General features: G+C 45.3%; 14 protein-coding genes. All 14 read left to right on the forward strand.

Annotated elements, in window-relative coordinates:
* The first annotated feature begins 229 nt into the window (after positions 1 to 229).
* Positions 230 to 1,375 carry a polysaccharide pyruvyl transferase family protein gene (locus tag HVA01_RS16420; protein WP_146876491.1) on the forward strand — a complete coding sequence of 382 codons (1,146 nt, stop codon included), beginning with the start codon at positions 230 to 232 and terminating at the stop codon, positions 1,373 to 1,375.
* The gene (locus HVA01_RS16425; protein WP_146876492.1) at positions 1,368 to 2,384 is read left to right on the forward strand and encodes a glycosyltransferase family 2 protein; all 1,017 of its coding nucleotides are present in this window, start codon (positions 1,368 to 1,370) and stop codon (positions 2,382 to 2,384) included. The genes HVA01_RS16420 and HVA01_RS16425 overlap by 8 nt, the downstream gene beginning before the upstream one ends.
* Positions 2,385 to 2,686: 302 nt before the next feature.
* Complete coding sequence (locus HVA01_RS16430) at positions 2,687 to 3,868, forward strand: glycosyltransferase (protein WP_146876493.1); 1,182 nt, start codon at positions 2,687 to 2,689, stop codon at positions 3,866 to 3,868.
* 265 nt (positions 3,869 to 4,133) lie between these two features.
* Positions 4,134 to 5,063 carry a glycosyltransferase family 2 protein gene (locus HVA01_RS16435; protein WP_146876494.1) on the forward strand — a complete coding sequence of 310 codons (930 nt, stop codon included), beginning with the start codon at positions 4,134 to 4,136 and terminating at the stop codon, positions 5,061 to 5,063.
* A gap of 229 nt (positions 5,064 to 5,292) precedes the next feature.
* Positions 5,293 to 6,234 carry a glycosyltransferase family 2 protein gene (locus HVA01_RS16440; protein WP_146876495.1) on the forward strand — a complete coding sequence of 314 codons (942 nt, stop codon included), beginning with the start codon at positions 5,293 to 5,295 and terminating at the stop codon, positions 6,232 to 6,234.
* Positions 6,235 to 6,384: 150 nt separating this feature from the next.
* On the forward strand, positions 6,385 to 7,446 hold the full coding sequence (locus HVA01_RS16445) for a glycosyltransferase (RefSeq protein ID WP_146876496.1): 1,062 nt from the start codon (positions 6,385 to 6,387) through the stop codon (positions 7,444 to 7,446).
* 15 nt (positions 7,447 to 7,461) lie between these two features.
* A complete protein-coding gene (locus tag HVA01_RS16450; RefSeq protein WP_146876497.1) occupies positions 7,462 to 8,697 on the forward strand; it encodes an ArnT family glycosyltransferase in 1,236 nt (411 codons plus the stop codon).
* Complete coding sequence (locus tag HVA01_RS16455; protein ID WP_146876498.1) at positions 8,698 to 9,816, forward strand: glycosyltransferase family 4 protein; 1,119 nt, start codon at positions 8,698 to 8,700, stop codon at positions 9,814 to 9,816.
* The gene (locus HVA01_RS16460; protein WP_146876499.1) at positions 9,813 to 10,481 is read left to right on the forward strand and encodes a sugar transferase; all 669 of its coding nucleotides are present in this window, start codon (positions 9,813 to 9,815) and stop codon (positions 10,479 to 10,481) included. Before HVA01_RS16455 ends, HVA01_RS16460 begins: the two co-directional genes overlap by 4 nt.
* A complete protein-coding gene (locus tag HVA01_RS16465; RefSeq protein ID WP_146876500.1) occupies positions 10,478 to 11,311 on the forward strand; it encodes an aldolase/citrate lyase family protein in 834 nt (277 codons plus the stop codon). Before HVA01_RS16460 ends, HVA01_RS16465 begins: the two co-directional genes overlap by 4 nt.
* Complete coding sequence (locus HVA01_RS16470; RefSeq protein WP_218031568.1) at positions 11,308 to 12,288, forward strand: D-2-hydroxyacid dehydrogenase; 981 nt, start codon at positions 11,308 to 11,310, stop codon at positions 12,286 to 12,288. The genes HVA01_RS16465 and HVA01_RS16470 overlap by 4 nt, the downstream gene beginning before the upstream one ends.
* A gap of 1 nt (position 12,289) precedes the next feature.
* The gene (gene galE / locus HVA01_RS16475; protein WP_146876501.1) at positions 12,290 to 13,357 is read left to right on the forward strand and encodes a UDP-glucose 4-epimerase GalE; all 1,068 of its coding nucleotides are present in this window, start codon (positions 12,290 to 12,292) and stop codon (positions 13,355 to 13,357) included.
* A 218-nt stretch (positions 13,358 to 13,575) separates the two neighbouring features.
* The gene (locus HVA01_RS16480; protein ID WP_146876502.1) at positions 13,576 to 13,767 is read left to right on the forward strand and encodes a keywimysin-related RiPP; all 192 of its coding nucleotides are present in this window, start codon (positions 13,576 to 13,578) and stop codon (positions 13,765 to 13,767) included.
* A gap of 245 nt (positions 13,768 to 14,012) precedes the next feature.
* A partial coding sequence (locus tag HVA01_RS16485; protein ID WP_146876503.1) for a hypothetical protein occupies positions 14,013 to 14,315 on the forward strand: 303 nt, incomplete at its 3' end.

The raw sequence follows: 14,315 nt of genomic DNA on the forward strand, positions 1-14,315 counted from the left end.
CCCGTTATGAAATGAAGTGGCAGCGGCTTAGGGCCGAGATGAGGGCCCTGTCGAATCAGGCATTTCTGAATGCAAAAACGAATGGCAAGTCATTAGATTATCTGTGGACTATGAAGCCGGTTTATTCCAGGTATTCTCGCCAAGTGCGTTCGTTTTCCCGTAGGGTGCTTTCTTTTGTAAAGCGTAGGCTTAAAGCATTGATTGAAACTCCATGAGACAGGCCGTTTAAATGGTTAGAAAAAAAGTAGCAATTCTTACCCAGCCCCTAGGCCACAACTACGGTGGCATACTCCAAGCCTACGCCCTGCAAACATACTTGAAAAAGTTGGGTTGTGAGGTAGAAACCCTGGACAGGCGAGCGCCAGAAGTTGAACAGGTATCTGTAAAACCTCATGTTCTCAATCTTGCCAGGTTACTGCTGGGTCGCATTAAATCGATACCTACCGCTAAAAAGCAGGCGAGGGTATTGGAGGAACTGGCTCGTTTTCGTGATGATCGGATAACTATGTCGTCAAAAATCACAGGTGATCAGGAGTTGCGGGAATATTACCGCGGCCGAAATTTTGACGCTTTTATCGTCGGCAGTGATCAGGTTTGGCGGCCACGTTATTCTCCATGTATTCCTAATTTTTTCCTGGATTTTCTGGATGACATCGAAAGCCCCGCAAAACGTATTGCTTACGCTGCATCGTTTGGGATAAACGAGTGGGAATACTCCAGTGAACTTACTGAAAAATGCAAAAGTTTGGCGCAAGAGTTTGATGCCATTTCTGTAAGGGAAAGTTCTGCTGTGGATTTATGCAAGGAAATGTTAGGTGTTTCTGCAGAATTTCTTGTTGATCCAACGCTGCTTTTGGAACCGGCCGAATATGAACCGCTAATTAACGAGTGTGGAGAAAACGCTAATGCTGGTTGCGTGCTTTCTTATGTACTTGATCCCGCCCCAGAGAAACACTCTATCGCAGCTAATGTAGGGAACTCGCTTGGTATTACGGTTTTCTCGATAAAACCTAAACACTCTGTTGCTCAAGTGCGCACGAAGGATTTTTATAAATGTAGGTTTCCAAGTGTGGAAAGTTGGCTTCAAGCTTTTCAAGGTGCCAACTTTATAGTAACTGATTCGTTTCACGGTGCTGTTTTTTCCATCCTTTTTAATAAGCCTTTTATTGCAGTTGGAAATCCCGTGAGAGGAATGGCAAGATTTGAATCTCTTCTTTCACAGTTTGGATTGTCTGACCGGCTGGTTGAGTCCCCCCTCGAAGTTACTCCAGAGTTGGTTCATAATAAAATTGAATGGGACTCTGTCAATATCCGCCGAGCTGCCTTGGCAAACATGGGTCACCAATTCCTTGCAACGCATCTTTTGGGTGAATGATTCGATGGCAGCTTTACCAAAAATATCAGTGATCGTACCCGTTTTTAATGCTGGTAACAAACTCGTTCCCAGCATTGAGTCACTGCTAAAGCAAACTTTAAACGACCTCGAAATCATCATAGTCAACGACGCTTCAACCGATAATTCGGGCGTAGTAATTGATCAGCTGGCTCAAGCCAATAACAATATTGTGCCAGTGCATTTCACTGAGAATAAAGGCGTACATGAGGCCCGGCTAGCCGGGCTGAAGAAATCTATTGCGCCATGGATCGGGTTTCTGGATGCAGATGATTTTGCCCGGCCCAATATGTTTGCGGTCCTGCATGCCACCGCGATTGATAAGGATGTTGATATTGTTATTTGTGGTTCCGACAGAGTTACGGAACAACGGAACGTGATGGCACCGAAATTGCAGTTTAAGAGTTCAGAGGAAGTTGATAAAGATGTTTTCAGACGGTTTTGCCAGTTTGAGTTTGGTACCGGGATGCTCTGGAATAAGCTATTCAAACGTTCAGTCATAGAGCCTTGGTTTGATATGCATTTTCCTTGGCGGCAGAATATAAATGAAGATCTTTTGCTCAATATTGGGTGTTTTTACCGTGCAAAATCTGTTTATCTTTGCAAAGAAATCCTTCATGAATACGTTTTGAATGAATCTAGCGTTACCTCAGTGACGACTAACGCTAAAGCCTATTTAAATACATATCGGGCAGCGGCTTTAGCGGTAAGCCTTTTTTCCGAGCTTGGTGATGAGGTGCTTTCTAAAGTGATTGATATGTACCGTACCCAGCTTTCGTGGATAGATTATCAGATCGTAGATGTACGCAGCATATTGTCTTATGAAGAAGAATTTAAAGAAGCTGTTGATTTGATTAACCGCGTTCGTCCCGCCGCGCTGGCGCTACTGGCGGCAAGACAACGCCCGCCCGTGATTGGAACTCGACTGGCTTTGAAATTACTTATTCAGAAAGGACTCTCAGTAGCAGGCTTCCGAGCTACGCAGCGTTAATTTCTTGGCGCAAACAGGATTGCCTGTATCTCGAAATTTCTAGAGCCAGTACCGGTATTTTTTCTAACTATAAATCTCCGCAGCACCTTCAAAAGCCAAGGCTTTTTCCGAAGAATAAGTTCGTCTTAAACTTTATTAGCACGCTAAGGACACTATGGTCTTGATGAATGCTGATTAGTTGCAAACTGCGTTTGCGGAGTAGGTGTAAGGTCTGCCATGACGTGCTCCCCCCTCTGTCAGCCGTGGAGGTTTTTTTAATGTGTTTTCCCTGGGCTCAACAGGCTCGCTCGGTGGCCTCATGAATGAACTGGGTTGATGGATTTGGATATTTTTATATGATTGACACATTAGCTATAGTAGCAGATTCTTTTAATATACCGTCTGAAACCTTCATTCGGTCGCATGTTCGCGATATCTCTCCAGGTCGGACAGTGTTGATTTGCCGTGATGGTCGGGGGAGCGAAGTACTTGGGCTGCCAGTGCTATCTGAAATACGAAGAGAGCCAGAGCCACGACATTTAGTTGATAGGCTCGCACGGGCGCTGCGGTCGCGCTATTACCGTTATTTAGATCCATGTCTGAGGGGTAACGACGAGCGCCAGGTGCGCGATTTTTTCCACCGACATGAGGTAACAGTTGTGCTTGCAGAGTATGGACCAAACGGTAGTCTTTTGCGGTTGGCCTGCAAACATGCACGGATTCCTCTTTACGTCCATTTTCATGGCTTTGATGCAACGAAGTACGCACGTACTAAGCACTGGCGGCGGCACTACCGGCGACTTTTTCAAGATGTGGCAGGAGTCATTGTCCCTTCAGAGTTCCTAGCGGGTCGGCTACGTGAACTAGGTTGCCCGGGAGAAAAGTTGCATGTGTCAGCCAATGGGATTTCTCCTGATGAATTTAACAAAAGCGTGCGTGAAACGGGACGAATCGTTTCGGTCGGGCGACTTGTAGAGAAAAAGGCACCACATCTGACGATTAGGGCGTTCGCCATAGTGCGGCAACAACAACCGCATAGCACGCTGGATATCGTAGGTGATGGCCCACTTTATGACGTATGTATTGAAGAGATCAGACGTCTGGGTCTTGAAGACAGCGTGCGCTTACGTGGTGCACAATCCCCTGATTACGTTAGAGCCTTGCTCAGTCGCGCGGAATTGCTCGTGCAGCATTCCGTAACAGCACGCGATGGGGACATGGAGTCTTTTGGTATCTCGCTAGTAGAGGCAATGGCAAGCAGCATTCCTGTTGTAACAACTAATCACAATGGTTTCTCTGAAACTGTTATTGATGGAGAGACAGGCTTCCTCGTCGAAGAAGGCGATGTAGAAGGGATGGCAGAGGCTATGCTCATTCTAATGAACGATCGCGTAAGGGCCGAAAGCATGGGACAGGCAGGTAGAGTCCGGGTAGAGACAAACTTTACTCAAGAGAAGACAGCTTCTCGACTACGCGTAATTATGGGGTTAGCACCCCAAAGCTGAACTATCAAGAGATACCTTAAATTCTGAATTTCTACTGATTGATCGAAAATCTGTGCCATAAATGTATAAAATTAAGTTAATGCGTTCTAAGGGTAATAAAGTGGGCGCATCCGGCACGGTGTTTGGGCAGAACGAAATCTGCTTCATAGGGTGACTCTGTCAGCGGGTGCTAGACAGCTCCGTCGGAATTTATGCTGCATTTATCCTTTAACGTCAGTTTTAAGTTTAGTGTCAGTTGTCACTAATTAGTAACGAGGTTCAGTTTATGGATTCGCCGCTAGTGTCAGTTATTATTCCCGTTTATAATGCTGAAAAATATATACACCAATGTATAAAAAGCGTGATGGATCAAAGTTATAAAAACATTGAAATTGTCACCATTAATGATGGTTCAAGTGATCGCTCATTGGAAGAACTGCTTCTGTTTAAAGATAAAATCGAAATAATTGACCAAAAGAATTTCGGGGCACCTGTTGCTAGAAATAAAGGACTACTTGTTTCAAAAGGAAAGTATGTTAAGTTTTTGGACTCTGATGATTACCTCGAGCCTGATGTTATAAGTGAGCAAGTGTCAATAGCTGAAAGCCATACTGACAATGATATTATTTACGGCGATTATTATATCTATCGTAACAACAGCAAGAAGCTAATTAAAACAGATATTAAATATGAAAATTCTACTGTAGGCCTCTTGTTAAAAGATATATTAACATCGACTCCACTTCACCGTAGAGAGCATATTGTCGATATAGGCGGTTTTGATGAACGTTTACCGAATGGGCAAGAATGGAACTTACACGTTAGGCTTGCAGCGCGCGGTTATAATTTTATCTATTGCAGTATGCCTGTTTATACTTACAGAGTAGATCATTCCAATGAAACAATAACAAACATAAGCACAAGAGATAGCTATAAAAAAGTGAAACTTGATATAGATAAAATTCTAACAGTGAAAAATGTGATAAACCATGATGCTGATACGTTGTCTGCAGTTTCAAAACGTTTTTGGTGGATTGGTAGGCACTGTTTAAGGCTTGGGTACTCAGATTTGGCTGAGCAGGCATTTTCTGAAGCACTAAAAGAAGCGTGCGATTATAAAAAATATTGGCCAATATCGTATAGAGCGCTAAATTTTTTTTTAGGCACCTCCTTGACCGAAACGGTTGTAAAGTTAAAGTATCTTAATTCAAAATAAGGGAATGGTCGCTGTGATTTTTTTACATTAAGTTATTGTTAACGAGTATCTAAGTATATTGTTAATTTGCAGTATTTAAAATTTTTAGTATATAAAAAGGCGCGGTTAGATAAATATTAATAATTAAAAGCTTTTTTATGCAGAAAACATGACTAGGTAGTGTTTAACTAAAAGTGCGGTTAATTTTTAACTAGCAGATATTGAGATTAATTTAATAGAGGTGGCATCTATGTTTTCTGTTATCATTCCTGTCTATAATAAAGGCGAGTATATTGAAAGAGCTATTAACTCTATAGATTTACAAAGCTGTGATTTGGTAAGTGAAATAATCGTTGTAAATGATGGTTCCAACGATAATAGTCGAGAAATCGTTAAAAAGTTACAGATTTTAGATAGTAGAATAGTCTTAATTGATCAGTTCAACCAAGGTGTTTCGTCGGCAAGAAATAAAGGTGTCGATAATTCGAACAATCCTTATGTATTATTTTTAGATGCGGATGATGAGTGGCGACCTAATTTTGTTTATACTATAAATAGCTTAATTAAACGTTTTCCCCACTGTAGCGTTTTTTCGACTGCGTATAGTATCGAGTTCCCTGATAAAAAGTTTAAGAATGTAACGTCTGAAGAGGTTTGCGATTCAAACGAAGGGAAAGAAATAAAGAGTTATTTCAAGTTTTCGGCGTTGGGTGCAAGTCCTGTTTGGACTTCAGCAGTGTGTGTATCTAAAGAAGCATTTGACAAAGTTGGCGGGTTTCCTGTTGGTATTACCCATGGCGAGGATAAAATTCTCTGGGGTAAGTTAGCATTAAAATTTAAATTCGCATGGTCTCCATATGTCGGAGCCATATACCACATGGGAACATTAAATCAGTCATCTGGAACATGGAATCCTAAAAAAGGACGCGAATATTTAGATTTTTTAACAGCTATATATCAAGAAGATTCATTCGTTAATCATGATGTTTTTTCAGCAATAGTGGGACAGCATAGGGTCATCTATAATAATTCTATTAGTAGAGGATATCTCCGTTCTGCCTTTAAAGAGCTTTATTGGCTCGTAAGGCATGATTCGTTGAAATCTATTCCTGAGCATATTGCTAGACTTGTTATACCAAATTATTTGATAATGAAGATAAAAAGCTTAATGTTGTCGTCAAATATACCCTGATACTTGGTCTTCATCTTCCTGCTTTAGAAAGCTTTATTGAGTTTTTGCAGAGTATAAAAATCTTATTGAATCATGAGAAGATTGGCTGATGCAAAACTAAGCGCTGGAAATCTTTTACGTGTTGAATGTAATATTGATAAGAGTTAATTAATGAAAATTTTACATATAATATCTTCCGCCGCCGCTGGAGGCGCTGAGGTTTATGCCAGGGATTTATCAATAGAAATGGCAAAGCGTGGGCATGATATTTTTATTGTTTTTCTTGACCGTGCATCTGAGGCAGGTCGAGACTTGTCTTTCGAAAATGCTTTTTTAAAACAGTTGCAGAAAAACAATATAAAATATGGATTTATTGGACAGAAGGCGAGAAGAAATCCAATAATAGGCATTTTTTCGCTACGGCACTTTGTTAAATCTTTTAACCCTGATGTTGTCCACTCCCATCTTTATTATGGAGCCGTATTTTCTTTATTTCTGAATGGTGTAAAGAGAGTTTATACACATCATAATATTCGACTCAGAGCGAATAAAAGTATATATAAATTACTCGACTTAAGGATAGATGCCTATATTGGCATTTGCGATGCCTGTAAACGATTACTAGAAGATGTGACAAAGGTGCCTGTTCACCACATAGATAATGGTGTTGATGAATCTCGAATTATAAAAAAAAGCCAGTATATAGAAAATAATCCTGTGAAGTTATTGTTTATAGGAAGGCTTTCTGACCAAAAGAATATAGGTTTATTGCTCGAAGCGGCTTCTTATGTTCGCGGAAGTGATTTTTTACTAATGATTGCTGGAGAAGGGGCATTATTGCCAGAACTAAAAGCGTTGTCAGAGAAGCTTGGAATTGCATCAAAAGTTCGCTTTTTAGGTAACGTGATAGACGTTAAAACTCTTCTAAATGAAAGTGATGTTTTTGTAATGTCATCTGCATGGGAGGGGCTTCCAATTGCTCAAATTGAAGCAACTCTGGCGGGTTTACCCGTTTTGGTGACTAATGTTGGAGGGTGTTCTGAAATAGTCAATAATGTCGGTAATGGAGTAGTAGTGAATGTCGATATTGGAGAATACTCGGTTGCACTGGAAGAACTTGTAAATGATTATTCTATACGTCTAAAATTCCATAACAATGCTATTAAGAATTCTTGGATCTATTCTATTACTACCTCTGTTGATAAGCATTTATCTGTTTATGATAGTCTCTGACGATGGTTGGCCACAATGACTGCTGATTTTTACGTATGGATTATTTTTTTGCTCGCTGCAGTTTACTGTATTGGTGTTTCTATTATTCACCGTTGGTTGTTATGGCCGCTAGTTTTAGCTTATCTTGCTAGATCCTTTCTTTTTTTTCTTTATTTTTTTAATATATTTAAACCCCCTGGTGCTGATACAGATGCCCTTCGTTTTACCCGAACAGCATTTGAGTGGTCACAGCTTAGTTGGCCAAATTTATTCTCACTAGATGTACTCTTTAGTTCGTTATTCTATTCATGGTTAGGCGCTATTATTATGAAATTAGTAGGCGTCTCAATTTATATTCTTCCGGTGATGAGTTTCTTATGTAGCTATGTTGTGGTCGCGACTACGAGCTTGATAGCTTATTACCTTTGGGGTAAACGTTCTGCTACTATTGTTGCATTTGTAATGGCGCTTTATCCCTTTGCTGCTTTCAACTCAATATTGGCATTGCGCGAAGAAGTCGCTATTATGTTTTTTGTGCTTGGTTTGTATTATTTCTTACGATGGGTTGGTGGTAAAAGTATACTTGGGCTAATGTCGGGATGTTTTTTCTTTGGTGTTGCTGTGCTTTTTCACCCTGGTTGGGTTGGTGCGTTTGTTGGTGTCGCCGCTTATCTCGCTTTCTTTCTTTATAAAGTGATTTTTAAATCAGATACTAAAAATGTTCCTTTTCATGATACGGTTAAGATTTTGCTATCTTCAGCAATGCTGGTTTCTTCATTAGTCATGGTTGCGGTGGGAGGTGGCGTTTCCCTAGGCAAAGGCGTTGAAATAGGCGCTGATGAGGGGGGCGGAATAGGTGAGGCAATTGAATCGAGATTTGAACGGCCTTCAAGAGGTGGGTCAGGGTATCCTGGCTTTCTTGTACAAGGTAACCCTTATACTCAACCTTGGCTTATTCCTGGTCGCATTATCTATTTTCATTTTTCACCATTCCCCTGGGATATTGGCAGTATACGCCAGTTGCTAGGTGTGATCTCTTCACTGCTCTATATGTTTTTGGCTTGGCGCGTTTACAAAGGGTGGAATACAATTAAATATCGTGAAGAGTGTTTGGCTATGTTATTTATCTTTGGCGCCCTAACATTTATTTATGCTATCGGCGTCACTAATATCGGTACTGCTATTCGCCATAAAACTAAACTCCTACCAATTTTTATTCTTCTCGCTGCTGCATCCTTTCATACCCTTTCGATTAAGATTAGGAGAACCTAGTTGATTGATATTCTAATTATTGCGGGTAATGCGCGCTCGCTTATTGCTAATCGCGGTGATCTTATTCAGGATATTAAGTCGCGAGGATGGTCCGTTGCGGCAGCGGTACCCAGTGCGGATTATCTTTCTGAAGTAGAGAATCTTGGTATTCCCATCTATCATTTTGCTATGGGCCGCACGGGTATGAACCCGTTACATGATATGAAGACGTTATTATCGTTACGTCAACTCATTAAAACCTGCAAGCCAGCAGCTGTATTTGGTTACAATATTAAACCGGTTATTTATGGCAGTCTTGCTGCAAAGTCTGCCGGTGTTCCGCGCATTTATTCAATGATTACCGGCCTTGGCCATGCGTTTACGGCCGATAAAAAGCAAAAGAAACATGTACGAATGATTGCCTCTTTTTTGTACCGTAGCGCATTGTTATTTAATAAAAAGGTCTTTTTTCAGAATCCCGACGATATACAGGAATTTTTAGACAGGGGCATTCTCAAGAATGCTACTAAAGTCGTTCGAGTATACGGCTCGGGTGTCAACCGGGAACAGTACCCTCCTGTCGCGTTACCTGACGGCAAGGTGACCTTCCTGTATATCGGACGGCTTCTGCGCGAAAAAGGCATTACAGAATTCTGCGAGGCCGCGACTCAGGTGAAAGCTGACTATCCTCAGGCTCAGTTTGTGGCAGTGGGGGGGCATGATCCAACACTTCCCCACGCATGTAGCAATAGTGACCTTGAGCGTTGGAAATCAGCCGGTGACGTTGAGTTTGTAGGTAACGTTTCAGATGTTCGGCCATGGATAGAGCAAGGCACGGTATTTGTTTTTCCTTCTTATTATCGCGAAGGCACCCCGCGTTGTGTGCTCGAGGCCATGAGTATGGGGCGCCCTATTATTACGACTGATTCACCTGGCTGTCGAGAGACGGTACTAAGAGGGGAAAACGGTATTCTAGTGCCACCACGTGATGCCGAAGCTGTCGCGACAGCTATGCAACGCTTTCTCAATAATCCTCAACTGGCTGCGCAAATGGGCGAAGCCAGTATACGTTTCGTCGAGGAGTATTATGATGTCCGCAAGGTGAATCGCACGATCATGGATACCATGGAGTTGACATGAATTTTATAGGCAAACGTTGCTGTGACGTATTCATAAGTTTTATAGCGTTAGTACTGCTCTCGCCATTGCTTTTAGCCGTTGCTTTATGGATTAAGCTCGATAGCAAAGGACCGGTGTTTTTCAGGCAGCAACGTGCCGGTCGTGAACAGCAACCCTTTTGTATTTTCAAGTTTCGTACCATGCTGCATCGGGCGCCGGATACCATTGACCAGCATCAAGAGCAGGTAGTGAGTGACAAGCACGACCCGCGTATTACGCGGGCGGGGCGCTTTATTCGCGCCACTAGCCTCGACGAACTCCCACAGCTGATCAATATTCTCAAAGGCGATATGAGCATTGTTGGCCCCAGGCCGGTGCTCATGGAACAAACTGAGGTGGTGCCGCCTGGCTATAAGAAGCGCTTCAACGTGCGCCCCGGTTTAACTGGGCTTGCCCAAGTGAGGGGGCGCCGTAGTCTTGGCTGGCTGGAGCAGTTGGCCCACGACGCCGAGTACGTGGATAACCAGCGCTTGGTGCTTGATCTCAAGATTTTGCTGCTGACGGTTAAGGTAGTGTTCATGGGCAGCGGGATCTACGGCGAAGCGGGACTTAACTGGCGTACCTACCGTGACCGCCTGAATGGTCAGCCGCCGCGGGACAGTGACGTTGAGGAGGCGATGCGATGAGCCAACTCAACTTTATGATGATTACTGCCAGTCCTGAGGTGGCGTCGTTCATTGAGCAGCACGGCGTGCCCCGAATCTTTATGGACCAGGAGGTGCTAGGCAAGGCGGAACGGCAGGGGCACCTAGACACGCATAAAGCGGCCCACTCGCTGCAGGAAATTGCGGCGGTTGCTGCGGTATTAAAGCGGGCAGAGCTGATGGTAAGGCTCAATCCGCTTAATGCGCTGACCCGTCAGGAAGTAGAAGGAGCGCTCGACAACGGCGCTCAGCGCCTGATGCTGCCGATGTTTTCGTCGCGAGCAGAGATAGAACAATTTATGGCCATGGTGAATGGCCGGGTGCCGGTGACCTTTTTAGCTGAGACAGCGGCTTCATTGGTGCGGCTGCCGGATTGGCTGGATTTGCTGACACCTGGAAGGGATGAAGTTCACATTGGTCTTAACGATCTCGCTTTGAACATGGGTCTTCGTTTTCTGTTTGAACCCATGGCTGCGCGTTTACTAGACCCTGCCGCCGCAACGCTTAATCAGGCCGGCGTAACGTGGGGTGTCGGCGGTATCGCGCGGATCGGGCAGGGCGAGCTGCCTGCCGAAACGGTGCTGGGGGAGCACGTTCGCCTTGGCTCGCAGTGGATCATTCTGTCACGAGCGTTCCACGCTGGGGCTGCGACATCCGCCGACCTGCTCGAAACACTCGATTTCCCAGCAGAGATGGCCAAGCTACGCCAAGCCGAGGCGTATTGGCGTAGCGCTGACGAGCCATTACTACTCGATAACCAGCGGCAATTTGCCGACTGTGCCTACCGGCTGGGCCGCCGGGGTGAAGCATGATGCCGCCTGACCCCATCAGGCGTGTGCTCTTTCTTCAGAAAGCCGAGTTGCTTGTACAGCAGCAGGCGCAGATTAGCGACACCTTGATGGCGGCACTGCCAGGCACTGAGCTTCTCTTTGCCGACAGCGTGGAGGCGGTGCCGTTGAATGCCGATATCGACATCGTCATCACGCCTACATTGCCGTGGTTACCTGAGGCGCTGGCTAGGCTTGCTTCTTATCGCTGGCTGCATTTTCTCTCCTCTGGGGTGGAGAAAATTTGGGCGATGGACTTCGACAAGACGCAGCCGTTGATGACCAAGAGCAGTGGCGTGCACGGTGCCCCGATCAGCGAGTACGTCATTGGCGCGATGCTCTACTTCACCAAGCAGTTTGGCCGCTTTCATGATCAGGCTAAGCAGGCGCATTGGCAGCGCCACTGGCTGGGGGAGCTGACGGGCAGCCAATTGACGGTGCTAGGGCTTGGGCATATCGGCCAATGCGTGGCCAAGCGCGCCAAAGCGTTTGATATGCAAGTGGTGGGTACTCAACGAACGCCCCGAGAAATACCCCACGTTGACCGTGTTGTGACCCTGCCGGAGATGGGCCCAGAACTGGCGCGCACGGATTTTCTGGTCGTGTGTCTGCCGTTGACTCAGGACACCCGTGGCGTGGTGAACGATAAGCAACTGGCCCAGCTGAAGCCTGGCGCAGTGCTGGTTGATATTTCACGGGGTGGCGTGGTGAATAGTGAAGCAGTGCTCAGAGCGTTGGATAACGGCACGCTGAAAGGCGCCGCCCTAGACGTCTTCGAGCAGCAACCGTTGCCGGTCGACTCGCCACTGTGGAAACGCAGCAACCTACTGATTACGCCGCATGTTTCAGGCACTACGCCCTACTATCTTGAACGAGCGTTAGCCGTTTTCACCGAGAACTTGCGCGCTTATCAGCAAGGCAAACCCTTCGTTACACCGGTGAGCATTGATGCTGGATATTAATATGCAAAAAGGTAAGATTTTGGTCACCGGCGGGGCGGGTTACATTGGCTCCCACGCGTCGCTGGTTCTACTCGAAGAAGGCTATGAGGTTGTTGTGCTGGACAACCTTATCAATGCATCCCAGGAGGCATTGCGGCGAGTTGAGCATATTGCCGGGCGGTCTTTGACGTTCATCAAGGGTGATGTCCGTGATCGTGCTTGCCTCGACCAGCTTTTCAGCGAGCACGATATCTACGCTGTGATTCATTTTGCAGGTTTAAAAGCCGTCGGTGAGAGCGTTGCGCAACCATTAGCCTATTACGATACCAATGTGGGCGGTTCGCTAACCCTTTGTCGAGCGATGGATGCAGCCGGGGTGTTTCGGCTAGTGTTCAGTTCGTCGGCGACGGTGTATGGGCCCGATGCGCCAGTGCCGTACCACGAGAGCATGCCGCGTGGCAGCACCTCCAACCCTTACGGCACCTCCAAATCAATAGTGGAAAAAACCCTTGAGGATATTTCCCACAGCGATAAACGTTGGTCCATTGTGCTGCTGCGCTACTTCAACCCCATTGGCGCGCACCCTTCTGGCCGCTTGGGAGAGGACCCGCAGGGTGTACCCAATAATCTGCTGCCGTTCATTGCACAGGTGGCAGTAGGGCGCAGGCAGACGCTGACGATTTTCGGCAACGATTACGCTACCGATGACGGCACCTGCGTGCGGGATTACCTTCATGTGATGGATCTAGCGGAGGGCCATGTGGGGGCCCTTGGCCGATTGAATTTGGCTGGACTGCATATTTACAACCTGGGAACGGGTAAGGGCGTATCGGTGCTGCAGATGGTCGAGGCATTTGAGCGCGTCAGCGAACGGCCGATTCCCTATCAATTCGCGCCGCGCCGCGATGGCGACCTAGCCGCCTTTTGGGCAGATGCGCAAAAGGCTGAGCAAGAGCTTGGATGGCGGGCCCGACGTGGCCTGGATGAGATGATTGCTGACACCTGGCGCTGGCAGTGTAAGAACCCCCAAGGATATTGCGCTAACGCTAAGGAAAGAGGCGCTAAGTCACCAGTAGAGCGATCTCAATGAGCCAGTGCAGTGCTCGATTTGCTCGATATGGCTATGGTATTACCATCATAGGCATCAGTGAAAACCCAAGATTTGGCCTTGATGTTCCTGAATGTGTTCATAGGAATTCAGATTCAGACAATCATTATAGCAGTGAGACGTGCTGACTACCTTGAGGAAGAAAATACTGCCTCGGTGTATAGGCAATAAAAATACAAAAGGAACAAAGGAACGTAGACATGGAAAATACTGATATGCGTAAGGCTTACGAGCGACCCACGCTAGTAAAGATAGGCTCAATGGAAGAAAAAACGGAGACATGGGGCGGATTTTGGAGATGGAAACGGCATATTGCTTCTACACTCTATGGCCATTATCACCCTGACTCTTCGCATGACGATAGCGTTCCTGAAATAAATCCTGATTCTTGATTTTTATTTAGCTTAGGATGTGGAGCAGCTATTTCCTAATATAAATACTTTGCATTAGATTTTCTTTAAACCTGCCGCTGTAATTGAGCGGCAGGATTTTAATTTCATTAAATACAAGTGATTAACAATGCGTTTTTATAGCTTGTGTACCTGTAAAAATGCATTTTTCAAAGCACTGATCAACGTTCAGTTCATGTATCGTTGCTGATGACAACCGCCTGTTAGAATTTGCTGAGGGAACCGTGATGGTTGAGAGATATGCTAACAAAACAGCAAACGATAGCCCTACAGTGCCACTAGAAAGGCGCGGTAAGCGCTCCGCCACTGATCAGCATTATTACTACCTCACTTATGGGCTCAAAATTTGTTCGACACTTGAACTGCCAGAGCTCCCTGAAATTGACCCATGCGAACACCCTGATGTATTGGTTACAACGCCGGGCGTTGTTGATCGGCTTGAAGAGGGTGCTTATCTAAATCAATGGTTAGAAGTTGGTGATGACAGTTGCCAGATAACGATAGAGGGGATTGCTCGCTATCGAATTGAA

Source organism: Halovibrio variabilis (assembly GCF_007991175.1).
Lineage (GTDB): Bacteria > Pseudomonadota > Gammaproteobacteria > Pseudomonadales > Halomonadaceae > Vreelandella > Vreelandella variabilis.

Bases quoted from the DNA above. Each gene is read 5' to 3' on its own strand.
- HVA01_RS16445 (WP_146876496.1), top strand. From the start codon at position 6,385: ATGAAAATTTTACATATAATATCTTCCGCCGCCGCTGGAGGCGCTGAG.
- HVA01_RS16420 (WP_146876491.1), top strand. From the start codon at position 230: ATGGTTAGAAAAAAAGTAGCAATTCTTACCCAGCCCCTAGGCCACAAC.
- HVA01_RS16480 (WP_146876502.1), top strand. From the start codon at position 13,576: ATGGAAAATACTGATATGCGTAAGGCTTACGAGCGACCCACGCTAGTA.
- HVA01_RS16435 (WP_146876494.1), top strand. From the start codon at position 4,134: ATGGATTCGCCGCTAGTGTCAGTTATTATTCCCGTTTATAATGCTGAA.
- galE (WP_146876501.1), top strand. From the start codon at position 12,290: ATGCAAAAAGGTAAGATTTTGGTCACCGGCGGGGCGGGTTACATTGGC.
- HVA01_RS16440 (WP_146876495.1), top strand. From the start codon at position 5,293: ATGTTTTCTGTTATCATTCCTGTCTATAATAAAGGCGAGTATATTGAA.
- HVA01_RS16465 (WP_146876500.1), top strand. From the start codon at position 10,478: ATGAGCCAACTCAACTTTATGATGATTACTGCCAGTCCTGAGGTGGCG.
- HVA01_RS16450 (WP_146876497.1), top strand. From the start codon at position 7,462: ATGACTGCTGATTTTTACGTATGGATTATTTTTTTGCTCGCTGCAGTT.
- HVA01_RS16430 (WP_146876493.1), top strand. From the start codon at position 2,687: ATGAACTGGGTTGATGGATTTGGATATTTTTATATGATTGACACATTA.
- HVA01_RS16460 (WP_146876499.1), top strand. From the start codon at position 9,813: ATGAATTTTATAGGCAAACGTTGCTGTGACGTATTCATAAGTTTTATA.
- HVA01_RS16470 (WP_218031568.1), top strand. From the start codon at position 11,308: ATGATGCCGCCTGACCCCATCAGGCGTGTGCTCTTTCTTCAGAAAGCC.